At 68.7% G+C, this 24,977-nt stretch carries 20 protein-coding genes; 9 read left to right on the forward strand and 11 right to left on the reverse strand.

From position 1 onward, the window contains the following. Positions 1-84: 84 nt before the first annotated feature. The gene (locus tag ALSL_RS07235) at positions 85-1,122 is read right to left on the reverse strand and encodes a type IV pilus twitching motility protein PilT (protein WP_126537838.1); all 1,038 of its coding nucleotides are present in this window, start codon (positions 1,120-1,122) and stop codon (positions 85-87) included. Positions 1,123-1,336: 214 nt separating this feature from the next. On the opposite strand from ALSL_RS07235, the gene proC reads away from it, so the two are divergent. Further along, positions 1,337-2,170 (forward strand): pyrroline-5-carboxylate reductase, encoded by an 834-nt coding sequence (proC, locus tag ALSL_RS07240; RefSeq protein ID WP_126537840.1) that lies wholly within the window; start codon positions 1,337-1,339, stop codon positions 2,168-2,170. Beyond that, entirely contained in the window at positions 2,167-2,736 is a 570-nt protein-coding gene (locus tag ALSL_RS07245) for a YggT family protein (RefSeq protein ID WP_126537842.1), read from the forward strand. Before proC ends, ALSL_RS07245 begins: the two co-directional genes overlap by 4 nt. On the opposite strand, the gene ALSL_RS07250 is transcribed toward ALSL_RS07245, so the two are convergent. The 8 genes from ALSL_RS07250 to pdxH form a co-directional block, all read right to left on the reverse strand. After that, positions 2,733-5,960, reverse strand: a complete 3,228-nt coding sequence (locus tag ALSL_RS07250; protein ID WP_126537844.1) for a type I restriction endonuclease subunit R — start codon at positions 5,958-5,960, stop codon at positions 2,733-2,735. The genes ALSL_RS07245 and ALSL_RS07250 overlap by 4 nt on opposite strands. 3 nt (positions 5,961-5,963) lie before the next feature. Further along, positions 5,964-6,944 (reverse strand): virulence RhuM family protein/type II toxin-antitoxin system death-on-curing family toxin, encoded by a 981-nt coding sequence (locus ALSL_RS07255; protein WP_126537846.1) that lies wholly within the window; start codon positions 6,942-6,944, stop codon positions 5,964-5,966. Positions 6,945-7,006: 62 nt separating this feature from the next. Then, positions 7,007-8,311: a restriction endonuclease subunit S gene (locus ALSL_RS07260; protein ID WP_126537848.1), complete on the reverse strand. Its 1,305-nt coding sequence runs from the start codon at positions 8,309-8,311 to the stop codon at positions 7,007-7,009. 93 nt (positions 8,312-8,404) lie between these two features. After that, positions 8,405-9,580 (reverse strand): Fic family protein, encoded by a 1,176-nt coding sequence (locus ALSL_RS07265; protein ID WP_126537850.1) that lies wholly within the window; start codon positions 9,578-9,580, stop codon positions 8,405-8,407. 76 nt (positions 9,581-9,656) lie between these two features. After that, entirely contained in the window at positions 9,657-11,258 is a 1,602-nt protein-coding gene (locus ALSL_RS07270; protein WP_231700187.1) for a class I SAM-dependent DNA methyltransferase, read from the reverse strand. Between the two features lie 109 nt (positions 11,259-11,367). Then, positions 11,368-12,171: an ABC transporter substrate-binding protein gene (locus ALSL_RS07275; protein WP_126537852.1), complete on the reverse strand. Its 804-nt coding sequence runs from the start codon at positions 12,169-12,171 to the stop codon at positions 11,368-11,370. 16 nt (positions 12,172-12,187) lie between these two features. After that, on the reverse strand, positions 12,188-12,631 hold the full coding sequence (locus tag ALSL_RS07280; RefSeq protein ID WP_126537854.1) for a secondary thiamine-phosphate synthase enzyme YjbQ: 444 nt from the start codon (positions 12,629-12,631) through the stop codon (positions 12,188-12,190). Further along, entirely contained in the window at positions 12,628-13,215 is a 588-nt protein-coding gene (pdxH, locus tag ALSL_RS07285) for a pyridoxamine 5'-phosphate oxidase (protein ID WP_126537857.1), read from the reverse strand. The genes ALSL_RS07280 and pdxH overlap by 4 nt, the downstream gene beginning before the upstream one ends. A 39-nt stretch (positions 13,216-13,254) precedes the next feature. Between pdxH and ALSL_RS07290 the strand changes: the two genes are divergently transcribed. Then, complete coding sequence (locus ALSL_RS07290) at positions 13,255-14,085, forward strand: kinase (RefSeq protein ID WP_126537859.1); 831 nt, start codon at positions 13,255-13,257, stop codon at positions 14,083-14,085. A gap of 59 nt (positions 14,086-14,144) precedes the next feature. On the opposite strand, the gene ALSL_RS07295 is transcribed toward ALSL_RS07290, so the two are convergent. Further along, positions 14,145-15,011, reverse strand: coding sequence for an NAD-dependent epimerase/dehydratase family protein (locus tag ALSL_RS07295; protein ID WP_231700188.1), 867 nt, complete (start codon positions 15,009-15,011; stop codon positions 14,145-14,147). Between ALSL_RS07295 and ALSL_RS07300 the strand changes: the two genes are divergently transcribed. The 6 genes from ALSL_RS07300 (at position 15,010) to dnaE (ending at position 23,697) form a co-directional block, all read left to right on the forward strand. Then, the gene (locus tag ALSL_RS07300; RefSeq protein WP_126537861.1) at positions 15,010-15,552 is read left to right on the forward strand and encodes a shikimate kinase; all 543 of its coding nucleotides are present in this window, start codon (positions 15,010-15,012) and stop codon (positions 15,550-15,552) included. The two genes, ALSL_RS07295 and ALSL_RS07300, sit on opposite strands and share 2 nt — an antisense overlap. Further along, positions 15,549-16,640 carry a 3-dehydroquinate synthase gene (aroB, locus tag ALSL_RS07305; protein ID WP_126537863.1) on the forward strand — a complete coding sequence of 364 codons (1,092 nt, stop codon included), beginning with the start codon at positions 15,549-15,551 and terminating at the stop codon, positions 16,638-16,640. The genes ALSL_RS07300 and aroB overlap by 4 nt, the downstream gene beginning before the upstream one ends. A gap of 31 nt (positions 16,641-16,671) precedes the next feature. Continuing rightward, positions 16,672-17,883, forward strand: coding sequence for a lipid-A-disaccharide synthase (lpxB, locus tag ALSL_RS07310; protein ID WP_126537865.1), 1,212 nt, complete (start codon positions 16,672-16,674; stop codon positions 17,881-17,883). An 82-nt stretch (positions 17,884-17,965) separates the two neighbouring features. Beyond that, on the forward strand, positions 17,966-18,544 hold the full coding sequence (rnhB, locus tag ALSL_RS07315; RefSeq protein ID WP_231700325.1) for a ribonuclease HII: 579 nt from the start codon (positions 17,966-17,968) through the stop codon (positions 18,542-18,544). Positions 18,545-18,781: 237 nt separating this feature from the next. Beyond that, positions 18,782-20,056 (forward strand): Nramp family divalent metal transporter, encoded by a 1,275-nt coding sequence (locus ALSL_RS07320; protein WP_198410642.1) that lies wholly within the window; start codon positions 18,782-18,784, stop codon positions 20,054-20,056. 68 nt (positions 20,057-20,124) lie between these two features. Further along, a complete protein-coding gene (gene dnaE / locus ALSL_RS07325) occupies positions 20,125-23,697 on the forward strand; it encodes a DNA polymerase III subunit alpha (protein ID WP_126537868.1) in 3,573 nt (1,190 codons plus the stop codon). A gap of 39 nt (positions 23,698-23,736) precedes the next feature. Here dnaE and tgt read toward each other — a convergent pair whose 3' ends face one another. Next, positions 23,737-24,879: a tRNA guanosine(34) transglycosylase Tgt gene (gene tgt / locus ALSL_RS07330; RefSeq protein WP_126537870.1), complete on the reverse strand. Its 1,143-nt coding sequence runs from the start codon at positions 24,877-24,879 to the stop codon at positions 23,737-23,739. Positions 24,880-24,977: the final 98 nt, after the last annotated feature.

The raw sequence follows: 24,977 nt of genomic DNA on the forward strand, positions 1-24,977 counted from the left end.
CCGGTCAATGGATGAAGCAGGAGCCTCGGCATGGGGCGGCATCCGATGCACGCCGCGCCGCCCGTGGCTTTGCCGTTCCGCGCCCTATTTGAAGATGTCCTTGTTCTTGGCATATTCCATGGCCTGCTGCCTGGTCACCAGGCCACGTTTGACCATGTCCTGCAGGCACTGATCGAGCGTCTGCATGCCGTATTGCTGTCCGGTCTGGATGGACGAATACATCTGCGCCACCTTGTCCTCGCGGATGAGATTGCGGATGGCCGGGATGCCGACCATGATCTCGTGCGCGGCGATGCGTCCGCCACCGACCTTCTTGAGCAGCGACTGGCTGATCACCGCGCGCAGCGATTCGGACAGCATCGAGCGCACCATCGGTTTTTCGCCCGCGGGAAACACGTCGATGATGCGATCGACGGTCTTGGCGGCCGAGCTCGTATGCAGCGTGCCGAACACCAGATGCCCGGTCTCCGCCGCGGTCAGCGCCAGGCGGATGGTTTCCAGGTCGCGCAACTCGCCGACCAGGATGTAGTCGGGATCCTCGCGCAGCGCCGAACGCAGCGCCTCGCTGAAGCCGTGGGTGTCGCGATGCACCTCGCGCTGGTTGATGAGGCACTTTTGCGCGGTGTGCACGAATTCGATCGGATCCTCGATGGTGAGGATGTGCCCGTATTCGGTCTTGTTGATGTGATCGACCATCGCCGCCAGCGTGGTCGACTTGCCCGAACCGGTTGGGCCGGTCACCAGGATCAGACCCTGCGGCTGCTCGATGAGCTCCTTGAAGACCTTGGGCGCGCCCAAATCCTCGAGCGTCAGGACCTCGCTCGGAATGGTGCGGAACACCGCGCCCGCGCCGCGATTCTGGTTGAAGGCGTTGACGCGGAAACGCGCCAGGCCCGGAATCTCGAACGAGAAATCGACTTCGAGAAATTCCTCGTAATCGCGCCGCTGCTTGTCCGACATGATGTCGTACACCAGCGCATGCACCTGCTTGTGATCGAGCGGTGGCAGGTTGATTCGGCGCACGTCGCCGTCCACGCGGATCATCGGCGGCAGGCCGGCCGACAGATGCAGGTCCGAAGCCTTGTTCTTGACCGAAAAAGCCAGCAGCTCGGCAATATCCATGAAGCGCCCCCTAGCGCATGCAAGCGGTTCTACTGTCGATGCCGCATCGATCGATCAGCCGCGACCCCCATGCCCGCGATACTACTCGCGGCAGGGACATCGCGGCCAGTGAAGGCCACGACAGGCGGGCGAAACTGCGAAAAGGCGCAAGCCCCGTCGCAACCGCCTGGCTTGAGGTAGCCTGCGCAAGGTTTTTTTCGAAGGGAGAAAACGCATGACCCGACTGGCCTTCGTCGGCGGCGGCAACATGGCCCGCAGCCTGATCGGCGGGTTGCTCAAGACCGGCTTCCCGGCCAGTGCCATCCATGTGGCCGAGCCGCAGGCCGCCCAGCGCGACGCCTTGAGTCACGACTTTGGCATTGCGACCTATGCCACCGGCGTTGCGGCGGTGACCGACGCCGACGTCGTCGTGCTGGCGGTCAAGCCACAGGTCATGCCGGCGTTGCGCGAGGAACTCGGCGATGCGTTCAGACGCCAGCGGCCACTGCTGATCTCGATCGCCGCCGGCGTGCGGCTGGATCAGCTCGAACGCTGGTTCGGTGCGCTGCCGATCGTGCGTGCCATGCCCAATACGCCGGCGCTGATCGGTGCCGGCGCCACCGCGCTGGTCGCCAATGCCCGCGTCAGCCCGTCCCAGCGCGCCCTGGCCCAGCACATCCTGGACGCCGTGGGCCTCACCCGATGGTTGGAAGACGAGCGCCTGATGGACACCGTGACCGCCCTTTCCGGCTCCGGACCGGCATATTTCTTCGCCCTCACCGAGGCCCTGGAAGACGCCGCCGTCGCGCAGGGGCTGGATCGCGAGATCGCCCGCGCACTCGCCGCCCAGACCTGTCTCGGCGCCGGACGCATGCTGTGCGAGAGCGGCGAATCAGCGACCGAGCTGCGCCGCCGCGTGACCTCACCCAACGGCACCACCCAGGCCGCCCTGGAGAGCCTGGCCGCCGACGGCTTTTCACGCATCGTCGCCCGCGCGGTCGCCGCCGCCACCCGCCGCGGCGAGCAACTGGCCAAGTCCTTGGATGATCCGGAGACCCCAGCGCGATGAATTACCTCAGCCAGGCACTCGCCCTCCTGCTCGGCCTGCTGCTCGACGCCGCCGCGGCGTTGTTCGTGCTGCGACTCCTCGCCGAGGCCGCCCGGGCCGATTTCCACAATCCTTTCAGCCAATTCGTCTACCGCTATTCCAACCCGGTGCTGGCGCCACTGCGACGCATGCTGCCGAACTGGCGGCGCATCAATCTGGCCGCCCTGCTGGTGACCTACCTGATCCTGCTGATCAAGCGGCTGGCGCTGCTCGCCCTGGCCGGCTACAGCGTCACGCCGGCGGCGCTGCTGGTGTTGGTGCTGGCCGACTTCGTCGATTTCCTGCTGCTCACCTGGCTGGTGCTGATCTTCGGTTGGACGCTACTTTCCATGCTGCATCCGGACGGCTACCACCCGCTGCAACGTTTCGCCGGCGCCCTGGTCGCGCCGCTTCTGCGCCCGCTGCGCGGCAAGCTGGTGGTGGGCATGTTCGACTTCGCGCCGGCCGTGGTCATGTTGATCCTGCTGCTCGCCCGCATCCTGATCGCCGCACCGCTGTTCGACCTCGGCATGCGTCTGGCGGTCTAAACCGGAGGCGCGACGGGCGCTCGTGCCGAGAGCTCCCAGCTGGCCGACAGCGCCTCGGCCTGCGCCAGCACGGTCTGCACGGCGGCATCCTGCAGGTCCGGCGGGTAGCCGTACTTGCGCAGGATGCGCTTGACCAGCACGCGCAGGCGGGCGCGGGCGGCTTGGCGGTGCGCCCAGTCCACGGTGACGTTGTCGCGCAGGGACATCAGCAGCTCGTGGGCGATCACGCGCAGCTTGTCGTCGCCCATCACCTGCACGGCCGATTCGTTCTCGGCCAGCGCGTCGTAGAAGGCGATTTCCTCGTCGGAAAGTCCCGATTCCTCGCCGCGGCTGCGTGCCGCACGGATGTCGCGGGCGAGTTCGATCAGCGCCTGCAGCACCTCGGCGGTGGTGAGCGCATTGCTGTGATAGCGCGCGATGGCGCCTTGCAGCCGCTCGCTGAAGGCGCGGGTCTCGACCACGTTGGTGCGGCTGCGGGAACGGATGCTGTCACCCAGCAGCTTGCGCAGCGCCTCCAGCGCCAGGTTCTTTTTCTGCAGCTGCTGCACTTCGGCCAGGAACTCGTCGGACAGGATGGAGATGTCCGGGCTCTTGATGCCGGCCGCGGCCAGGATGTCGACGATCTCGGTGGACACCACGGCGCGGCTGACGATCTGCTGGATGGCCAGGTCCCGGTCCGGGCGGGCGCTGCCGGCGCCGTCGGCCGTCTTGACCAGCGCGGCACGAATCGCCTGAAAGAAGCCGACCTCCTCGCGGATGGCGCGCGCCTCGTCCGCGCTCGCCGCCAGCGCAAACGCCTTGGAAAGCGCCAGCACGGCATCGGCAAAGCGCCGCAGCGCCTGCTTTTTGCCGTCGGGCGTGGCTTCCGCCGCCGCCCACTGCTGCTGCCGGGCCAACATCCAGTCGATGGCGCCGGCCATCATCGCCAGGCGCTCGGCCGGCGTGCCGGCAAGGCCCGTGCGGTAGTCGAAGCCATGGAACATGGCGCGCACGATCTCGACCTTCTCCAACAGCACCGCCACCGCCTCGGCCTCGTCGATGCCGGTCTGGTCCTGATCGGGCCGGGAATACTGCGCGAGCGCCGATTTGAGGTTCTGGGCGATGCCGATGTAGTCCACGATCAACCCGGCCGGCTTGTCGCGGAACACCCGGTTCACGCGGGCGATGGCCTGCATCAGGCCGTGGCCGCGCATGGGCTTGTCGAGGTACAGGGTGTGCAGGCAGGGCGCGTCGAAGCCGGTCAGCCACATGTCGCGCACGATCACCAGCCTGAGCGGGTCGGCCGGGTCCTTGATCCGCTTGGCGAGCAGATCGCGCCGCGCCTTGTTGCCGATGTGTTTCTGCCACTGCGGCGGATCGGCCGCCGAACCCGTCATCACGATCTTGATGGCGCCCTGGGCGTCGTCGTCGCTGTGCCAGTCCGGGCGCAGCTTGACGATTTGGTCGTAGAGCTTGACGCAGATGCGCCGGCTCATGCACACGATCATCGCCTTGCCGTCCAGCGCTGCCACGCGGTCTTCGAAGTGCTGCACCAGGTCGGCCGCCAGCAGGGCAAGACGCCTGTCGGCGCCCACCAGCGCCTCGACGGTGGCCCATTTCTGCTTGGCGCGCTCGGCGCTCGGTTCGTCCTCGTCCTCCAGCAGCGCTTCGATTTCGGCGTCGATCTTCGGCTTCTCGTCCTCGTCCAGCTCGATGCGTGCCAGGCGCGATTCGTAGTAGATCGGCACCGTGGCGCCGTCTTCCACCGCGCGGCTGATGTCGTAGACGTCGATGTAGTGGCCGAACACCGCCGGCGTGTTCACGTCGTCCGTTTCGATGGGCGTGCCGGTGAAGCCGATGAACGAGGCGCAGGGCAGCGCATCGCGCAGGTACTTGGCAAAGCCGTAGGCGATCTCGCCGGTCTTGCCGGCTACCCGGGCGCGGAAGCCGTACTGGCTGCGGTGTGCCTCGTCGGCGATCACCACCACGTTGGACCGATCCGTGAGCGTGGCAACGTTGGCCTCGTCCACCGCCGGCGAGAACTTCTGCAGCGTGGTGAAGATCACCCCGCCCGAGGCGCGGTTCAGCAGCGCGCGCAGATGTTCGCGGTCCTGCGCCTGCACCGGCGTCTGGCGCAGCAGGTCGCGGCACTGCGAAAAGGTGGCAAACAGCTGGTCGTCCAGGTCGTTGCGGTCGGTGATGACCACCAGCGTCGGGTTGGCCATGGCCGGATGCTCGATCAGCATGCCGGCGTAGAAAGCCATCAGCAGGCTCTTGCCGGAACCTTGCGTATGCCAGATCACCCCGGCCTTGCGGTCGCCCGGCGGCTGGTTCGCCACGCTCGGCAGGCCGTAGGCGGCCGGGTCCTCGGCCTGCCAGTTGTGGCGGCTGGCGCGCAGCGTTGAGGCCACCGCCTTGCGCACCGCGTGGAACTGGTGGTAGCCAGCGATGAGCTTGACCGGCCCGTCGCCGCGCTCGCAAAACACCGTGAAATGGCGCAGCAGCGCCAGCAGGCGCTGCGGCTCGAACACGCCCTCCACCAGCGTCGGCAGCTCCGGCGTGCCCTTGGGCGCGATGCGCGTGCCGTCGGTGGTGCGCCAGGGCATGAAGCGCTCGAAATCGGCCGACAGCGACCCCACCCGCGCCGTGAGGCCGTCGGAGGCGATCAGGATCGCGTTGGTGTGGAACAGCTGCGGAATGTCCTGCTTGTAGGTCTGCAACTGGTTGAAGGCGCCCGCCACGCTGGCCTGGGCGCTGCCCGGCGCTTTCAGCTCGACCACCGCCAGCGGTAGGCCGTTGACGAACACCACCACGTCCGGCCGCCGCTGGGTCTGCCCGTTGATCACCACGAACTGGTTCACCGCCAGCCAGTCGTTGTTGGCCGGGTCATCGAAGTCGATCAGGCGCACCTTGGCCGCGGTGAGCGCGCCGTCGTCGGCGTCGTACTCCACGTCCACGCCTTCGGTCAGCAGACGATGCAGCCGGCGGTTCTCTTCCAGCAGATTCGGCAGCTCGGCCTGCGTCACGCGCCGGATGGCGTCGTGGCGCGCTGCCACGGGCAGCGCGGGATTGAGGCGCTCGACCGCCCGCTCCAGGCGCGCTTTGAGCACCACCTCGTCATGGCTCTCGCGCTCGGGGCGATGACCGTCCGGGCCGATGTCCTCCTCGCGCTCGACGGCATAGCCCAGCGCGCGCAGCTGGTCGAGCAGTGCCTGCTCGAGTTCGGCTTCCGGCAGATAGGCCATTGTTTACGCTCCTCTGCTGGCGGGTTGAGCCAGCATGTTTTCGATCAGGCGGATCATCACGTCCTTGTTCTTGGCGTCCGATTCCGCCACCAGCAGCGCCAGCGCGGCGAGCCCCACGTCGTTGATCACCGGCTCGCCGCCGCGCATCAGGCGGCCGTTGCGCGCCAAAAAATCCACGAACAAAAACGCCGCGGTGCGTTTGTTGCCATCCGCAAACGGGTGGTTTTTGATGACGAAATACAGCAGGTGCGCGGCCTTGGTTTCGATGCTGGGATACGCCGGCTCGCCGAACACGGTCTGCTCCAGATTGCCCAAGATGGCGGCGAAGGCGTCCCCGCGCTCGCGGCCGAACAGGTCGGACGCTTCACCGCGCGCCATCAGGTCGGCTTTCAGGCGCGCGATGGCCGCGCGGGCTTCTTCCAGCGAAGGCAGCACCCCGCCCGGGCTGCCCGGCGGCTCCTCAAGCAGCCCTTCGTCGTAGCGTTGCAGCCAGAGGAACGTCTGTGTGTAGCGGGCGATCACGTCCACCAGCCCGCGCCCCTCGTCGAGGGTGAGTGCCTCGCCCGCGGCGGCCTTTCGCACCAGCGCAAGCGCGGCTTCCAGCTCGGCGGCGTTGCGCTCGAAGCGCTGGCGGTCAAGCGAAAAACCGCGTGTCAGGTGCTCGCGCAGCACGCCGGTGGCCCATTGGCGAAAGCGCGTGCCCTGCTGCGACTTGACCCGGTAGCCAACGGAGATGATCACATCGAGGTTGTAGAACCGTACCGGCTTGTCCGAGCCAGCAATGTGCAAATTTTGCACATTGCTTTTTTCTTCCAGCTCGCCTTCGGCGAACACATTGCGGATGTGCTTGGTGATGACCGAGCGTTCACGCCCAAACAGCGCGGCCATCTGCTCTTGCGTGAGCCAAACCGTCTCGCGGTCCAGCCGCACTTCGACCCGCGCCTCGGCGCCGTCGTAGATGATGACTTGGTCGGCAGACTGCATGGGATTTCCTTCCCGAAATGGATCATGGGTGCGGCGGGCTCCACGACAAGCACATTGCTGGCTCATGCCCCAGCGCGCTCCAAAAAGGCTTCGGCATCCTTCACCCGCAACTCGCCGGAGATGAGTTTGGGCAGGAGGGTGTCGCGGAGGTGGGCGAGGGTGCGGGATTCGTGAATGCTAGTGATGATTCTTTCAATCGTTGGCTGAATTGTTTCGGTGAACAAAGCTGCTATAGATTTTGGCGGGCGCACGGTTTCATATCGGGCCATGTCCGTCCAACTCGTGCGCGGCATTTTGGTACCTGTCGATCCGGCACTTGTAAACTCGACGAACTGGTCACTCGAAACCAATCCCAAAACGAAAGCGAACTCATAGCGTTCTTTCGGTGCGATGACTACGATATCTGTGGAACAAACACCATTAATCGGTGCAACGCCGACCTTGTGGAAATACGGCCGGAGTTTTCCGAACAAGATCTCGCTTTTTCTGAATGCAAACTTGTTGCTTTCGATTCCTGAGGCAAATCCCCAGTCAGACAAAGCGATGGAGTGCTTCGGCATGTGTTCGAGTGCAATGTATGGAGTATCTGGATCGATTGCGTCAGGTTGGATATTGCGACGCGGGTGCTCAGCGATATCGCCTAGCGTCACCCGCTCCCACCCCTCCGGAATCTCCCCCAACTCCGATTCGACGAGCCGGTCGGGGAAAAGGTCGTAGAGGTGCGCGGGCAGGCCGGGGAGCATCTCGCCGCGGCGCCAGCGGCCTTCGATTTTGGCGCGCACTGGCTCGAAGTCCACGAACCACGCCTTGAACAGGGCGCGGGCCATGGCCTCCAGGGTTTCGTTCTGGCGGCGCAGGTTTTCTATCTTGTCGTCCAGCGTGCCGAGGATATGGGCGATGGCGCGTTGTTCTTCGATGGGCGGCAACGGCACTTTCAGCTCGCTTAGAGCCTTTCCTGTCAGGTGCTTGATGGTCGTTCCCGTGAAGAACGGTTCCAACCACCCTGCGCGTCCCGCCAACATGAACCAATAGAACAAGTAGTAATTATTCAGACCATCTTTCGGCCTGATTCGGTGCAAGGCCTTCTGAATCTTCATGTCGGGAACCTGTTCCCGCCAGACTGCGCAACGGCCCGGTTCGCCCCCTTCACAAACAATCAGATCTCCATCGCGAATTCCGTAACGTTCCTCTTCGCCTTCTTCAAATTTCATCAATGCCAAATCGTTGAGCTCGAATGAGCCCCAGCGGACATTGCTGTTTCCAAGGTATGGGCGAGGGACTCCTTTGTTTTTATTCGCATCGAGCATCTTCCCGAGGTTTGAATCCACGTAGTCGCCCAAGCGAACCATCTGCCACTCACCCGCCATACCCAATCTCCGTAAGGTTGGTGTCGCTCGCCCCGCCAAGCGTTGCAGCCTGCGCCGGTTGTCCACGAAGCGTCACCGCATCTGCTGCTTTGCTCATACGGCGTCCTCTTCCGCCTCCTCGAACAGTCTCAGGTACGGCTCGAAGCGAAACCGCCGGTTGCGTGCGTAACCGGTGATTTCGCGCAAAAGGCCGATGCCTTCTAGCCGGTTGACGATCTGGTGCGCGCCGGTGGCGGTGATGCCGAGCCAGTCGCGCACGATGGCGACGGTGACGATGGGATGGTCGAAGAGCCGGTCCATCACGCGTTGGCCATTGGCGGCGGCGCGACCCAGGTGCTCGGTGATGCGGGCGCGGTAGTCCTCGCGCATGCGCAGGATGGCGGCGGCGGTTTGCGTGGCCTCGCGGCTGACGGTGATGACCCCGTCGAGAAAGAACAGCAGCCAGCTTTCCCAGTCGCCCTCATCGCGCACGGCTTGCAGGCGTTCGTAGTATTCGGCGCGGTGCTGCTTGAAGTAGTGCGACAGATACAGCACCGGCCGGCTGAGCAGGCCCTTTTCGGTCAGCAGAAAGGCAATCAGCAGCCGTCCGACGCGCCCGTTGCCGTCGAGGAAGGGGTGGATGGTTTCGAACTGGGCGTGGGCCAGTCCCACCTGAATCAGCGGCGGCAAGCCGGCGCCGTGGTGCAGGAATGTTTCGAGATTGGAGAGGGCATCGGGTACTTCATGCGGCGGTGGCGGCACGAAGGTGGCGGTCGCCGGCGTGCAGCCGGCCGGGCCGATCCAGTTCTGGCTGGTGCGCAGCTCGCCGGGTGTGAGGCGGCTGCCGCGCACGCCTTCCATCAGCACGGCATGGATCTCCCGGATGAGGCGCACCGACACCGGCAGTTCGGCCAGTCGCGCCAGGCCATGATTCATCGCCCGGACGTAATTGGCGACTTCGGTGACGTCCTTGGGCGTGTCGGGATCGAACAGTTGCGCTTCGGCGGCCAGCAGGTTTTGCAGCGAGCTTTGCGTGCCTTCGATCTGGCTGGAGAGCACTGCCTCCTTGCGCACGTACATGAAGACGAAAAGGTCGGGGTTGGGCAGGGTGAGTACGGCGCCATCCAGCCTGCCCAGGGCATAGTCGGCCTCCGACAGCCGCTCGCGCAGGGCGCCGGACAGGTCCGGCGGCGGGTCGGGCGGCAACGGCGCGGGGATGAAGGCGCGGTAGCCGCCCGGCTGGCGAACATAGCGCCCGGCGCGATGGGGCTTGTTTTCACTTGTGTTCATGAGGCGGACGATTGGCGTTCATGATTAACGCTGCGCTGATCATGGGCCAGTTTCGTGGCTGTATTCAACGCAACGTTCAAAACCCCAGCTCCCGCAGGTTCGCTTCGATCGCCGCATCCAGCCGCGCCGCCTGTTGTTGCTGGTCGCGCCACTGCCCGGCCAGCCGGGCCATCTTGTCTTCGAACGGTTCGCCGTCGTTTTGCTGTGCCGCCGCGCCGACGTAGCGGCCGGGCGTGAGCACGTGGCCGTGCCGGCGGATGTCGTCCAGCGTGGCGGATTTGCAGAAGCCGGGGATGTCCGCGTAGGCGCCGGCGTCGGGCTCGCCGCGCCAGGCGTGGTAGGTGCGGGCGATCTGGTCGATGTCGTCATCGCTCAGCTCGCGCCGGGTGCGGTCCACCATGTGCCCCAGCCGGCGCGCGTCGATGAACAGCACTTGCCCGCGCCGGTCGCGCAGTTTGCCGCCGGCCCCGGGCGCGCGTGCGGGCGAGGGCAGGCGCGCACCGGACTTGTCGCGCGCCAGGAACCACAGGCAGGCGGGAATCTGCGTGGAGTAGAACAGCTGCCCCGGCAGCGCCACCATGCAGTCCACGGCGTCGGCATCACACATGGCGCGGCGGATGTCGCCTTCGCCGGACTGCTGCGAGGACATGGAGCCGTTGGCCAGCACCACGCCGGCGGTGCCGAACGGCGCCAGGTGCCAGTAGATGTGCTGCAGCCAGGCGAAGTTGGCGTTGCCCACGGGCGGCACGCCGAACAGCCAGCGCGGGTCGTCGCGCAGGCGCTCGCCGCCCCAGTCGGAGACGTTGAACGGCGGGTTGGCGAGGATGTGGTCGAACTTGAGGTCGCGCAGCTCGTCCTTGTGGAAGCTGCCTTCGTTGTTCCAGCGGATGTCGGCGTCGATGCCGCGCACGGCGAGGTTCATGCGCGCCAGGCGCCAGGTGGTGTAGTTGCTTTCCTGGCCGTAGATGGCGATGTCGCCGATGCGCCCGCCGTGTTCCTGCACGAACTTTTCGCTCTGCACGAACATGCCGCCGGAGCCGCAGCAGGGGTCGTAGACGCGGCCGTGGTAGGGCTCCAGCATTTCCACCAGCACGCGCACCACGCTGCGCGGGGTGTAGAACTCGCCGCCGCGCTTGCCCTCGGCGCCGGCGAACTGGCCCAGAAAATACTCGTACACGCGCCCGAGCACGTCCCTGGCGCGGTCGGCCTCCTGGCCGAGGCCGATGTTGGAAAAGAGGTCGATCAGCTCGCCCAGCATCACTTTGTTGAGCGCCGGGCGGGCGTAGTCCTTGGGTAGCACGCCCTTGAGCGAGGCGTTGTCGCGCTCGATGGCGCGCATGGCGTCGTCGATGAGCTGGCCGATCTCGGGGCGGCGGGCGTTGGCCTGCAGATGCGACCAGCGCGCGTCCTTTGGCACCCAGAAGATGTTGTCGGCGAGGTACTCGTCGCGGTCCTCGGCGGCGGCTGGGTCTTCGGCCAGCAGGGCGGCGTGGCGGGCCTCGAAGGCGTCGGAGATGTATTTGAGGAAGATCAGCCCCAGCGCCACGTGCTTGTAGTCGCTGGGCTCCATGTTGCCGCGCAGCTTGTCGGCGGCCTTGAACAGCTCGGCTTCGAAGCCGAGGTTGCCTCCGTTGCCGTTCCTGGTGGTGTCGTTCCGTGCCCTTCCCTTCATGGCCATGGCGGTCCTGTCTTTTTGAATCATGGGCTAAAGCCTATGGTGGGTGCGCTGATGTCGTCCGACGGGATCGGCGACAGTTGATGTCACGGGGCTTCGAGGCCCGCGCAGGTCAGGCGCGTCGCTGCGCCCAGCGGGCGATCAGTGCATGCAGGGCATCGAGGCCGTCGAACAGCGCGGCGGGGCCGGGCTGCAGGATGATCGGCGACTTGATCTCGTGCAGCTCGCCGTCGCGCACGGCCGGGATGGCGGACCAGCCGGGCCGCGCGGCGACGCGCTCGGGACGAAAGCGCTTGCCGCACCAGGAGCCGATGATGATGTCCGGCGCGCGGCGCACCACTTCACCTGTGTCGGCGAGGATGCGATCGCGCGCGAGCGGCGCGGCGGCGCACTCGGGGAAGACGTCCTCGCCGCCGGCGATGCGGATGAGTTCGGCGACCCAGCGGATGCCGACGATGATCGGCTCGTCCCATTCCTCGAAATACACCCTGGGGCGGCGCGGCAGCGCGGCGGCGGCCGCACGCACCGCGGCGATGTGCGCCTCGGCGCGGCGCGCGTAGGCCTCGGCGCCATCGCTGGCGCCGACCAGCGCACCCAGGCGGCGGATGTAGTCGAGGATGCCCTCGACGCTGCGGTGGTTGCTGATCCACACCTCCACGCCGGCGGCGACGAGCGCGCGGGCGATGTCGGCCTGGATGTCGGAAAAACCGATGGCGAGATTCGGTTCGAGGGCGAGGATCTCGTCGATCTTCGCGCTGGTGAAGGCGCTGACCTTGGGCTTTTCCCTGCGCGCCCGTGGCGGGCGCACGGTGAAACCGGAAATGCCGACGATGCGATGCTGCTCGCCGAGCGCGTAGAGCACCTCGGTCGGCTCTTCGGTGAGACAGACGATGCGCTGCGGTCCGCACGCGGTCACGGCACGCCCCGGTGTTTCAATGACCGAGCACGGTCAGCGTGATCCTGCGCTGGTGCGGGTCGTGCCGGTGTTCCCAGAGGTAGATGCCCTGCCAGGTGCCGAGCCGCGGCTTGCCGCCGTGCACCGGCACGGTCAGGTCGACGCCGGTGAGGATGCTGCGCACGTGGGCGGGCATGTCGTCCGGGCCTTCGGCATCGTGGCGGAACAGCGGGTCGCCGTCGGGCACCGCCCGCGCGAACCAGCGCTCCAGATCGTCGCGCACGGTGGGATCGGCGTTCTCGCCGATCAGCAACGAGCAGCTGGTGTGGGTGGTGAACACGTGGACGAGGCCGAGCCCCACCCCGCTCGCCGCCACCGCCTCGACGACCGGGGCCGTGATCTCGACCAGGCCGCGCCCGCGCGTGTGTACGGTGATGTCGCTCTGGGTGATGTGGCGCAACGGCAAGCCGCGGGTGCTCATGGATAGAGCATCCGGCAGGTCCAGGTCTGCCCGTGGCGGCTCCAGCGCTGGCGTTCGTGCAGCCGGAATGCGGCGCCGTACCAGAACTCGACCATGTCCGGCTCCAGCACGTAACCGCCCCAGTGCGGCGGGCGCGGCACCGGACGCCCCTCGAACTCGCGCTCGTAGTGGGCCAGGCGCTGCTCGAACGCGGCGCGGTCGGGCAGCGTCTGCGACTGCAACGAGGCCCAGGCGCCGAGCTGGCTCAGTCGCGGCCGGGTGGCGAAATAGGCGTCCGATTCCTCCGCGGTCAGCTTGCGGGTGGAACCCTCGAAACGCACCTGCACGCCTTCGCGCAGATGCTTCCAGTGGAAGCACAACGCTGCCTGCGGATGCGCCTCGAGCTGCAGCGCCTTGTCGCTCTGGTAATTGGTGAAAAAACGCGGGCCGCGCTCGTCGATGCCCTTGAGCAGCACGATGCGCGAACTCACCCGGCCGCCGGCATCGGCGGTGGCGAGGTTCATCGCGTGGGGTTCGGGTTCACCGGCCGCTTCGGCTTCAGCCAGCAGCGACCTGAAGGTTTGCAGAATCTCGGAGTTCAGCATGACTCTTGCATCGCGGGCGCCACACGCCATCATGGCGCGATGAACCAGGATGCTAGCACGCAGAACGAGGCCCTCGCCGGCCATCTGCTGGACCATTACGCCGGCCGCATCGCCCGCGCCCGCCGGCCCTACCTGCTGGGGCTTTCCGGCTTGCAAGGCAGCGGCAAGAGCACCCTCGCGCGGGTGATGAAGGCCACCGCCGAGGCGCGTGGTTGGCCGACCGAGGTGCTCGCTCTCGATGACTTCTACTACTCGCGCGGCGAGCGCGAGAGCCTCGCCCGCGAGGTGCATCCGCTGCTGCGCACGCGTGGCGTGCCGGGCACGCACGAGATCGAGCTCTTGCTTTCGGTGCTGGCCGCGCTGCCGCAGGCCTCGCCGCGGCTGCCGGTGAGCTGGCCGCGTTTCGACAAGGGACGCGATACGCGCGTGCCGCCCTCGCGCTGGCCGCGGGTGGTGCGGCCGCCGCGCCTGGTGATCCTGGAAGGCTGGGCGCTCGGCCTGAGGCCGCAGCTGCAGTCCGCGCTGGAGGCGCCAGTCAATGCGCTCGAGCGTGAGGAGGATGCCGACGGCCAGTGGCGGCGCTGGGTCAACCAGCAACTGCGCGCCTATCAGCCGTTGTGGCGCAAGCTCGACGCGCTGATCGTGCTGCAGGCGCCGGACTGGTCGGTGGTGCGGCGCTGGCGTGGCGAGGAGGAAGCTCGTCTGCGCGCCCGCGGCGCGCCGCTGGCCATGGACGAGGCGGCGCTGGCGCGATTCCTGGCCCATTTCGAGCGGCTGAGCCGGCATGCGCTGGCGACGCTGCCGGCGCTGGCCGACAGCGTGGTGGAATACGACACCGAGCGCCGCGTCACCGGCTTGAGCCACGCCTGAAGGCCGCGGCCAAGGACACCAAGCCGGCAAACGGCCGGCGCGAGGCATCCAAAAGGCTTTTAGTCCGGTGCCAGCAGCGCTGCGTAGCCGGCACGGGCGTCCGGCCATCGCGGCGTCCAGCCGCTGGCACGCAGGCGCCGGTTGCTCAGCCGCTTGCTGCCCACGCCGGGCGGTGGCGCTCCTGGCGCGGGCGGCGGCACGCCGAGCAGTGCCGCCAGATGGTCGTACAGCGTCGCCAGCGGCAACGGCGAATCGTCCGTGCCCACGTACAGCGGAGCCGTTTCGCGCCGGGCGAGCAGATGCGCCACCGCCGTCGCGGCATCCTCGACGTGGATGCGGTTGGCGAAATGCACGACTTCGCGCGGCACCCGTGCCTGCCCGCGCCGCAGCCGCTCGATGAGCTCGGTGCGACCCGGTCCGTACAGCCCCGCCAGCCGCAGCACCACCGCGGGCAGCGGCTGCGCCTGCAGCCAGCGCTCGGCTTCCAGCAAGGCGGCGCCGGTGGCGGTGAGCGGCGCGGGCGGCGTGTCCTCGTCGACCCAGTCGTCGCCGTGCTCGCCGTACACCGCGCTCGAGGAGACGAACAGCACGCGCCCGAGTGCGCGGGTGTCGAGCCGGGCGATGAGCCCGCGCAAGCCGTCGACATACAGCGCGCGGTAGGCCGCCGCGGTGCGCTCGTCCGGGGCGGGTGCGTAGACCACGGCGGTGATGCTGCGCGGCAGCGGCCCGAGCGAGGCCGGCGCCGTCAAGTCGCCGCCGATCCAGCAGAGGCCGTCGTCGCCGTGCACTGGCGGATGGCGACGCAAGGCATAGACCTTGGCCCCGCGCTCGCGCAACAGCCGCCCCACGCGCAGGCCCAAATCGCCGGCGCCGGCGATCAGCACGCGTTCGAGCGGCGCTTCGGTGCTGCTACATTGCATCGCCATGAACCCTGCGCGAAACCTGTTTCTGATCGGGCCGACGGGTGCCGGCAAGACCACCGTGGGCCGCCGCCTGGCCGGCCATTATGGCCTGCCCTTCGTCGATCTCGACCAGGAGATCGAACGCCATTGCGGCGTGTCGGTGGCGACCATCTTCGAACTGGAAGGCGAAACCGGCTTCCGCCGGCGCGAGCGCGCCCTGCTCGACGCCTGCACCCAGCGCGCGCCCGTGGTGCTGGCCACCGGCGCCGGCGCGGTGCTGGACGCGGCCAACCGCCGGCATCTGGCCGAGCGCGGCTTCGTGCTGTGGCTCGACGTCGACGTGGAGCGGCAACTCGAACGGCTCGCCCACGACCGCCACCGGCCGCTGCTCGCCGCCGGCGACCGGCGTGCCAGGCTCGCGGCGATGGCCGAGGCGCGCACGCCGCTGTATCGCGAGACCGCCGACCTCGCGGTGGCCGCCGGTGAGGCCGATGTCGCCGCCACCGCCGCGCACTGCATCGAACTGCTCGAGCGCCATTGGCAGCGCGCATCCGTCGCGGCATGAATCGGCAGCCTCTCACCATCGAGGTCGCGCTCGGCGCGCGCAGTTACCCGGTGTGGATCGGCCGCGGTCTGCTCGCCGAAGCCGACCGCTGGCGCGCCACGCTGCGCGGCCGGCACGCGCTGGTGGTGAGCAACACCACCGTCGCGCCGCTGTATCTGCAACGCGTGGCCGCCGGGCTCGACGGGCTGGCGTGGTCGAGCTGGCTGCTGGACGACGGCGAGACGCACAAGACCTACGCCAACGCCGGCCGCGTGCTGGAAGCGCTGGCCGCGCTCGGCGCCACCCGCGACGCCTGCGTGATCGCGCTCGGCGGCGGCGTGGTCGGCGATCTGGCCGGCTTCGCCGCGGCCTGCTGGATGCGCGGCATCGACTTCATGCAGATGCCGACCACGCTGCTGGCGATGGTCGACTCCTCGGTCGGCGGCAAGACCGGCGTCAACCTGCCGGCGGGCAAGAATCTGGTCGGCGCCTTCCATCAGCCGCGCGCAGTGGTCGCCGATCTCGACACCCTGGCCACGCTGCCGCCGCGCGAGTACCGCGCAGGACTGGCCGAAGTAGTCAAGGGCGCGGCGATCGGCGATCCTGCCTTCTTCGCCTGGCTGGAAGAGCACGCCGATGCGCTCGTCGCGCGTGATGAAGCCGCGCTGGCCGAGGCGATCGCGCGCAAGGTCGCCTTCAAGGCCGCGGTGGTGGCGCGCGATGAAACCGAACAGGGCGAGCGCGCGCTGCTCAACTTCGGCCACAGCTTCAGTCATGCGCTGGAGACCGCCGGCGGCTACACCGCGCTGCTGCACGGCGAGGCGGTGGCGGTGGGCATGCATCTGGCCGCACGGCTGTCCGAGCGATTGCGCATGGGCACGGCCGCCGACACCACGCGCCTCGTGCGCCTGCTGGAGCGGCTCGGCCTGCCCACGGCGATCCCCGTGGGCATGCAGGCGGAACGGCTGCTCGAACTGATGCGGCTGGACAAGAAGAACACCGCCGGCACGCTGCGGCTGATCCTGTGGCGCGGCATCGGCCGGGCCGAAATCGTCGCCGACGTGCCCGCGCCCCAAGTGCTCGCCGTGCTGGCCGAGAACGCCCGCTGAGCGTGGACGTCCGCACGCTACACTGCGCGCCATGATCGCCGCCGTCCCCGCCTCGCCGCTCATCGCCCTGCTCGCCGGCGAGGATTCGGGCGACCAGCTCGGCGCCGACCTGATCCTCGCCCTGCGCGCGCGCCATCCGCATGCCCGTTTCGTCGGCATCGGCGGCGAACGCATGCGCCGCCAGGGCTTCGAGGCCTGGCACGACATCCGCGAACTCTCGCTGTTCGGTCTCGCCGAGGTGGTCGCCCACTTGCCGCGCTTGCTGCGCCTGCGCCGCGGGCTGGTCCAGCGCCTGCTTGAGGCGCGGCCGGCGGTGGTGGTCGGCATCGATGCACCGGACTTCAATCTCGGCGTTGAACGCCGGCTCAAGGCGCGCGGCCTGCGCACCGTGCATTACGTCAGTCCGTCGGTGTGGGCCTGGCGCGAGCGGCGCGTCGAGACCATCGGCCGCGCCGCCGACCGCGTGCTCTGCCTGTTCCCGATGGAGCCACCGATCTATGCCCGTCACGGCGTGGATGCGCGGTTCGTCGGTCATCCGCTGGCCGACCGCTTTCCCGAACGTCCCGACCGCGCCGGCGCGCGCGCGGCGCTGAAGCTCGATGCCGAGGCGCCGGTGCTGGCCGTGTTGCCGGGCAGCCGGCGCAGCGAGCTCGCGCGACTGGGCACGCCCTTCCTCGACGCCGCCGCGCAGGTGGCCGGCGCGATACCGGGCCTGCAGGTGGTGATCCCGGCTGCCAACCCCGGCCTGGAGGCCGAGCTCGCCGCGCGCCTGACCGCCTGGCCGGCGACGCTGCCGGCACCGCGCCTGCTCGGCGGGCAGGCGCACGCCGCGCTCGCCGCCGCCGATGTCGCCCTGCTCGCCTCCGGCACTGCCACGCTCGAGGCCATGCTGGCCAAGCGGCCGATGGTGGTCGGCTACAAGGTGTCGCCGCTCAGCTATCGCCTGGCACGGCTGCTGCGTCTGCTCAAGACCGACATCTACGCCCTGCCCAATATCCTCGCCCGCACGACCGGCCTCGCCGAGCAGCCGCTGGTGCCCGAGCTGATGCAGGACGACTGCACCGCCGCGCGCCTGGCCAAGGCGCTGCTGCTGCTGTTTCGCGACGCCCCGCGACGGGCGCGGATCGCCGCGGTTTTCGGCCGCCTGCACGAAAGCCTGCGTGCCCCCGGTGACGCCAACGCCGCGGCGGCCGCCGCGGCCGCGATCGACGAATGTCTGGAGATGCCCCGTGCTGTTCGATGACGATTCCGCCGACCTGCTCGCCCCTGCCGCTGTCACGCCGGCCAAGGCGCGTCGCGGCCGCCGGCCGTGGCGCAAGCCCGAGCTGCTGCAGGCCGGTGTCGACGAGGCCGGCCGCGGGCCGCTGGCCGGACCGCTCGCGGTGGCGGCGGTGATCCTCGATCCGCGCCGGCCGATCCGCGGGCTGGACGATTCCAAGCAGCTCACCCCGGAACGGCGCGAAGTGCTCTATGCGCGCATCGTCGAGCGGGCGCTCGCCTGGCACGTGGTGCTGGTCGAGGTCGAGGAGATCGATCGCGTCAACATCTTCCAGGCGACCATGCTCGGCATGTGCCGGGCCCTGGCCGGGCTCGCGGTCGCGCCCCACGAGGCATTGATCGACGGCAACCAGCTGCCGCGCGCCCTGCCCTGCCCGGGCGTGGCGATCGTCGACGGCGACGCCCTGGAACCGGCGATCAGCGCCGCCTCGATCCTGGCCAAGGTCACCCGCGACCGGGTGATGTGCGAGCTCGACCGCCTGTACCCGGGCTACGGGTTCGCCGCGCACAAGGGCTATTCGACGCCGCAGCACCTGGCCGCGCTGCAGACGCTGGGGCCGTGTGTGCTGCACCGGCGCTCCTTCGCCCCGGTACGCGAGCGCCTGGACACCCATCCGCTGTTCTGAAGGCCGGCGCCGCCCCGCGCCGCGGCCCTTTTCTGCGGCTTTCCGCCGCCGCGGCCGAACGGCCCGGGGTGGGCGCACCGCCTTGAGTTTTCACGCCCAAGCCATCAGTTGACACCGCCGGGCGCGCCAGGCGAAGGCCGGGGCCTGGCCGATTCCATGCCGCGCATTCACGCCCGCTATGGGATGGATAGCCGCAATCGCTTGGACAAACGACCGGCCGCGCGCGTGAATAGCCCGGTGACCACCCTCATCGAAACGATCTATCGCATGCATCCGCGGCATCAGCCGATGGCGCGGGCCGCGCTGCGCCGCCTGATCGGCCCGGGCCTGCTGGTCGCCGTGGGCTATGTCGACCCGGGCAACTGGGCGACCGAGATCGCCGCCGGCTCGGCCTATGGCTATGCGCTGCTCGGCGTGGTGTTCCTGGCCAGCGCGCTCGGACTGCTGTTCCAGAACATGGCCGCCCGGCTCGGCGTCGCCACCGGCGAGGATCTGGCCCGCCTGAGCGCGCGGCTGCTGCCGCGTCCGCTCGCCCGGCTGTGCTGGCTGGCCGCCGAGGCGGCGATCCTCGCCACGGCGCTGGCCGAGCTCATCGGCGGCGCGCTCGCGCTGGAACTGTTGTTCGGCCTGCCGCTGGTACTCGGCGTCACCGTGGCCGCCGCCGGCACGCTGCTGGTGATGGCGATGTCGCAGGCTTTCCAGCGCCTGCACGAGCGCGTGGTCGGCGTGCTGATGGCGGTGGTCGCGCTGGCCTTCGGCTATCTGTTGACCCGCGCCCATCCGGAGCCGGCCGAAATCTGGCACGGCATGGCCGCCGGCCGACGCCTGTTCGGCGATCACGACATGCTGGCGCTGTCGCTCGGCATCCTGGGCGCCACGATCATGCCGCACAACCTGTACCTGCATTCGGGGCTGGTTGCCGAACGCTGCGCCGGCATGGACGCGGCCGAGCGCCACCGCGCGCTGCACGTGGTCGAGACCGACACCGGCGTCTCGCTGCTGCTGGCGACGCTGGCCAATGCCGCGATCCTGATCGTCGCCGCCGCCTCGCTCAACCATCTGGGACGGCCGATCGGCAGCCTGGCCGAGGCGTACCACGCGCTGGGCGCGCAACTCGGGCCGCTCGCCGCGATCGTGTTCGCGGTGGCGCTGTATGCCGCCGGACAAAGCTCGGCGATCACCGGCGTGCTCACCGGCCGGCTGCTGAGCCGGGGCTTCCGCGGCCGCGAAAGCCGGCTGTGGCTGCGCGGCATCGCCACCCGGCTGGCCGCGGTCTGCCTGGCCATCGGCCTGTTCGAGCTCGTCCCGCAGGCAGGTCCCGACCGCCTGCTGGTGCTCAGCCAGTGCGCGCTGGGTCTGGCACTGCCGTTCGCGCTGTTGCCGATGCTGCTGATCGCGCACCGCCATCCGCGGCTCGGCCGGCGGGCCTTCAGCCCTGCGTTCATGCTCTGCGCCGTGCTCGGCACCGCGCTGGTGCTGGCGCTGGATGCCTACCTGCTGATCGGCGGCTGAGCGCCTGTCAAGCTTGTGGCACCGGGCGGCGGCGCGTAGCCTTCCGCGTTCGCGTCCCAAGCCCGCCCATGTCCGCCCGCTTCGTCCACCTGCACCTGCACAGCGAATACTCGCTGGTCGATTCGACCATCCGCCTCAAGGCCCTGATCGAGGCCTGCGCGCGCATGGGCCTGCCGGCGGCGGCGCTCACCGACGACAGCAACCTGTTCGGCCTGGTCAAGTTCTACAAGGCCTGCAGCGCGGCCGGCATCAAGCCGATCGGCGGCTGCGACCTGTGGATCGCCGGCGGCGAGGCGCGGCCCTGGCGGATGACCGTGCTGTGCCAGCACCACGGCGGCTATCTCAACCTGTCGCGGCTGATCTCGAAGGCCTGGCGCGAGGGCCAGAAAGGCGGCCGCGCGCTGGTCGACCCGCAGGGCTTCGAGGCCGATGGAGGCGCCGGCCTGATCGCCCTCCTGGGGCGCGAGAGCGCGATCGCGCAACTGGCCGCGAACCAGGGCCTGGAAGCCGCGCAGGCCGCGCTCGAGGTGTGGCGGCGGCGTTTTCCCGACCGGCTGTACCTGGAACTGACCCGCTGCGGACGCGACGGCGAGGAGGCGTGGAACGATGCCGCGCTCGCGCTCGCCGCCGCGCTCGACCTGCCGGTGGTCGCCAGCAACGACGTGCGTTTTCTCGCCCGCGAGGATTTCGAGGCCCACGAGGCCCGCGTGTGCATCCACCAGGGCCGCGTGCTGGCCGATCCCAAGCGCCCGCGCGAATACAGCGCCGAGCAGTACCTGAAATCGCCCGAAGAGATGGCCGCGCTGTTCGCCGACCTCCCCGAGGCGCTGGAAAACAGCGTGGAGCTCGCCAAGCGCTGCACGCTGGAACTGTCCTTCGGCACCTATCACCTGCCCGTGTTTCCGGTGCCGGAAGGGCACGACCTGGCCAGCTACATCCGCGAGAGCGCGCGCACGGGTCTGGCTGAGCGGCTCGCGCAGGCGCCGCCCGCGCCCGGACGCACGCCGGAGGACTACGCCGCCCGCCTGGAGCGCGAGCTCGACGTCATTGTCGAGATGGGCTTTCCCGGCTACTTCCTGATCGTTTCGGACTTCATCCGCTGGGCCAAGGATCACGGCATCCCGGTCGGTCCGGGGCGCGGTTCGGGCGCCGGCTCGCTGGTCGCCTGGGCGCTCAAGATCACCGACCTCGATCCGCTGCGCTTCGACCTGCTGTTCGAGCGCTTCCTCAACCCCGAGCGCGTGTCGATGCCGGACTTCGACATCGATTTCTGCATGGATCGCCGCGACGAGGTGATCGACTACGTGGCGCACAAATACGGCCGCGACCACGTCAGCCAGATCATCACCTACGGCTCGATGGCGGCCAAGGCGGTGCTGCGCGACTGCGGGCGCGTGCTCGGCATGAGCTACGGCCAGGTCGACCGCATCGCCAAGCTGATTCCCTCGCGTCCGCTCGACCTCACCCTTTCCGACGCGCTCGGCCGCAGCGAGAAGTCGAAGAAGGAACCCGAGCGGGTGGTGCGCGAGTTCTGCGATCTCTACGAGCGCGACGAGGACGACGCGCGCTCGCTGATCGAGCTTGCGCTCAAGCTGGAAAACCTGACCCGCAACGCCGGCAAGCATGCCGGCGGCGTGGTGATCGCGCCGCGCCCGCTGACCGAGTTCGCGCCGCTGTATTGCGAGCCGGGCGGCACCGGCGTGGTCACCCAGTACGACAAGGACGACGTCGAGGCGGTCGGCCTGGTGAAGTTCGACTTCCTGGGCCTGCGCACGCTCACCATCATCGACTGGACGGTGAAGGCGATCAACGCGCAGCGGGCACAGACCGGCGAGCCGCCGCTGGATATCGCCGCGCTGCCGCTGGACGACCCGCTGCCCTATGCGCTGCTGAAGAAGGCGCAGACGGTCGCGGTGTTCCAGCTCGAATCGCCGGGCATGCAGCGCATGCTCAAGGACGCCCAGCCCGATCGTTTCGAGGACATCATCGCGCTGGTCGCGCTGTACCGGCCCGGGCCGATGGACCTCATCCCGAGCTTCGTCGCGCGCAAGCACGGCCGCGAGCCGGTGGCCTACCCCGACCCGCGCGTGGAGCCGATCCTGGCCGAGACCTACGGCATCATGGTCTACCAGGAACAGGTGATGCAGATGGCGCAGATCGTCGGCGGCTACACGCTGGGCGGCGCCGACCTGCTGCGCCGCGCGATGGGCAAGAAGAAGCCCGAGGAGATGGTCAAGCACCGCGCGATCTTCCGCGAGGGCGCGGCCAGGAACGGCCTGCCGGCGGCCAGGGCCGACCAGATCTTCGACCTGATGGAGAAGTTCGCCGGCTACGGCTTCAACAAGTCGCACGCCGCCGCCTATGCGCTGGTGTCCTACCAGACCGCCTGGCTGAAGGCGCATTACCCGGCCGAGTTCATGGCGGCGACCATCTCCTCGGACATGGACAACACCGACAAGGTGGTGACCTTCCTGAAGGAGGCCAAGGCGCTCGGCCTCACCGTGCTGCCGCCGGACGTCAATGCCTCCACCCACCATTTCGTGGCGGTGCCACCCGCGCCGGCGGAGGGCGGCCCCGCGCGGGTGATCCGCTATGGCCTGGGCGCGATCAAGGGCGTGGGCCAGGGCGCCTGCGAGGCGATCGTCGCCGAACGCGGGCGTCACGGTCCCTACCGCGACCTCGTCGACTTCTGCCGCCGGGTCGATCCGGCCAAGCTCAACCGTCGCGTGCTGGAGGCGCTGATCCTCGCCGGCGCGATGGACGCGCTGGCTCCCACCCGCGCCAGCCTGATGCTGCAACTGCCCGACGCGATCAAGGCCGCCGAACAGCAACTACGCGACCGCGAGGCCGGCCAGAACGACATCTTCGGTGCGCTCGGCGGCGATGCCACGCCGCTCGCTCACGTCGAATTGCCCACCGCGCCCGAATGGCCGCTGGAGCAGAAACTGCAAGGCGAGCGCGACACGCTCGGCCACTATCTTTCCGGCCATCCCACCGATCCCTGGCGCGAAGAGCTGGCGCAGCTGGCCACCTGCCCGCTCGGCGAGATCACGACGCGCTACCAGCCGCCGCGACCACGCAAAGCCGAGGGCGAGGACAACCGCTTCCGCCGCGGCCCGGAGACGCCCTGGACCGTCGCCGGCCTGGTCGTGGCCGTGCGCAAACGTGGCGAAAGCGACGCCTTCGTGCGCCTGGAGGACGCCACCGGCAGCATCGAGGTGAGCTTCTACGGTGAGCTCTATCTGCAGGCCGCGCCGCTGTTGGTGCGCGACGAGCTGCTGGTGGTGGAAGGCGGCCTGCGCATCGACGAATTCTCCGGCGGCGGCTTCCAGCTGCGCGCGCGCAGCGTGATGACCCTGGCCGATGCCTGCCGCCGCCATGCGCGCGCCCTCATGGTCAAGCTCGACGGCGTGGGCGGCGGCTTCGCCGAGCAGCTCAAGGCGACCCTGGCCGGCTATCGCGGCGGCGCGGCCACGGTGACCCTGCACGGCTACCACAACCGCCTGGCCCGCGCCGACCTGGAACTCGGCGAAGACTGGCGCATCGATGCCGTGCCCGAACTCCTGCGTGCGGTACGCGCCCTGCCCGGGGTCGAGGCCGCCAGACTGCGTCTGGTCAAGCCCGAACCACGCGCCGGTTGACACGCCAACCGCGCGAAGGCGGCCGTATCGAGCCGGGACTCAGGCCACCGCCGCGCCACGCCTGCGCGCATAAAAGGCGGCTGTGAAATCCTCCAGCGTGCCGGCCTCGATCGCCGCGCGCAGGCCGGCCATCAGGCGCTGGTAATGGCGCAGGTTGTGCATCGTGGCGAGCTGACTGGCGAGGATCTCGTTGCAACGGTCCAGATGGCGCAGGTAGGCGCGGGAAAAGCCGTTGGCGCAGGCGTAGCAGTCGCAGCCTTCCTCGATCACGCGGGTATCGGCGGCGTATTTCGCGTTGCGGATGCGCAGCGTGCCCTCGGGCACGAACAGAAACCCGTTGCGCGCGTTGCGGGTCGGCATCACGCAGTCGAACATGTCGATGCCGCGGCGCACCGCCTCGACGATGTCCTCCGGCCGGCCCACGCCCATGAGATAGCGCGGCTTGTCCGCCGGCAGCATCGGCACGGTGAAATCCAGCGTGCGGTTGCGCACCTCTTCCGGCTCGCCCACCGCCAGCCCGCCGACCGCGTAACCGTCGAAACCGATGCCGACCAGCCCCTCGGCCGAACGCCGGCGCAGCGCCTCGTGCACGCCGCCCTGCACGATGCCGAACAGGTTGTTGGGGTTGCCAAGCTCATCGAAGGCCCGCCGCGAGCGCTCGGCCCAGCGCAGGGAAAGCGCCATCGACTCGGCCGCCCGCTGCTCGTCGATCGGCACGCCGTCGATCTCGTAGGGCGTGCACTCGTCGAAGATCATCGCGATGTCCGAATCCAGCACGGTCTGGATCCGCATCGACACTTCCGGCGACAGGAACACGCGCGACCCGTCCACCGGCGAGGCGAAGGTGACGCCTTCCTCGGTGAGCTTGCGCCGGTGCGCGAGCGAGAACACCTGGAAGCCACCGGAGTCGGTGAGGATGGGCCGGCCCCACCCGATGAAGCGATGCAGCCCGCCGAACTTCTTCACGATTTCCAGGCCGGGGCGCAGATGCAGATGAAAGGTGTTGCCGAGGATGATCTCGGCGCCGACCTCGACGAGATCGCGCGGCGTCATCGCCTTCACCGAGCCATAGGTGCCCACCGGCATGAACGCCGGCGTCTCCACCGTGCCGCGCGGAAAATGCAACCGGCCGCGACGGGCCGCCCCATCGCTGGCGAGCAGTTCGAAAGTCAGGGAAGTCATCGGCCGATTATCCCATGCCGATCGCGCGTCTCCGACCGCGGCCACCCCACGAAAACCCTCATCTCGGCCTCGATGCACAACCACGTCGTTGACGACCG

This window comes from Aerosticca soli (assembly GCF_003967035.1).
Classification (GTDB): Bacteria; Pseudomonadota; Gammaproteobacteria; order Xanthomonadales; family Rhodanobacteraceae; genus Aerosticca; species Aerosticca soli.

Bases quoted from the DNA above. Each gene is read 5' to 3' on its own strand.
- ALSL_RS07235 (WP_126537838.1), bottom strand. From the start codon at position 1,122: ATGGATATTGCCGAGCTGCTGGCTTTTTCGGTCAAGAACAAGGCTTCG.
- proC (WP_126537840.1), top strand. From the start codon at position 1,337: ATGACCCGACTGGCCTTCGTCGGCGGCGGCAACATGGCCCGCAGCCTG.
- ALSL_RS07245 (WP_126537842.1), top strand. From the start codon at position 2,167: ATGAATTACCTCAGCCAGGCACTCGCCCTCCTGCTCGGCCTGCTGCTC.
- ALSL_RS07250 (WP_126537844.1), bottom strand. From the start codon at position 5,960: ATGGCCTATCTGCCGGAAGCCGAACTCGAGCAGGCACTGCTCGACCAG.
- ALSL_RS07255 (WP_126537846.1), bottom strand. From the start codon at position 6,944: ATGCAGTCTGCCGACCAAGTCATCATCTACGACGGCGCCGAGGCGCGG.
- ALSL_RS07260 (WP_126537848.1), bottom strand. From the start codon at position 8,311: ATGGCGGGTGAGTGGCAGATGGTTCGCTTGGGCGACTACGTGGATTCA.
- ALSL_RS07265 (WP_126537850.1), bottom strand. From the start codon at position 9,580: ATGAACACAAGTGAAAACAAGCCCCATCGCGCCGGGCGCTATGTTCGC.
- ALSL_RS07270 (WP_231700187.1), bottom strand. From the start codon at position 11,258: ATGGCCATGAAGGGAAGGGCACGGAACGACACCACCAGGAACGGCAAC.
- ALSL_RS07280 (WP_126537854.1), bottom strand. From the start codon at position 12,631: ATGAGCACCCGCGGCTTGCCGTTGCGCCACATCACCCAGAGCGACATC.
- pdxH (WP_126537857.1), bottom strand. From the start codon at position 13,215: ATGCTGAACTCCGAGATTCTGCAAACCTTCAGGTCGCTGCTGGCTGAA.
- ALSL_RS07290 (WP_126537859.1), top strand. From the start codon at position 13,255: ATGAACCAGGATGCTAGCACGCAGAACGAGGCCCTCGCCGGCCATCTG.
- ALSL_RS07300 (WP_126537861.1), top strand. From the start codon at position 15,010: ATGAACCCTGCGCGAAACCTGTTTCTGATCGGGCCGACGGGTGCCGGC.
- ALSL_RS07295 (WP_231700188.1), bottom strand. From the start codon at position 15,011: ATGGCGATGCAATGTAGCAGCACCGAAGCGCCGCTCGAACGCGTGCTG.
- aroB (WP_126537863.1), top strand. From the start codon at position 15,549: ATGAATCGGCAGCCTCTCACCATCGAGGTCGCGCTCGGCGCGCGCAGT.
- lpxB (WP_126537865.1), top strand. From the start codon at position 16,672: ATGATCGCCGCCGTCCCCGCCTCGCCGCTCATCGCCCTGCTCGCCGGC.
- dnaE (WP_126537868.1), top strand. From the start codon at position 20,125: ATGTCCGCCCGCTTCGTCCACCTGCACCTGCACAGCGAATACTCGCTG.
- tgt (WP_126537870.1), bottom strand. From the start codon at position 24,879: ATGACTTCCCTGACTTTCGAACTGCTCGCCAGCGATGGGGCGGCCCGT.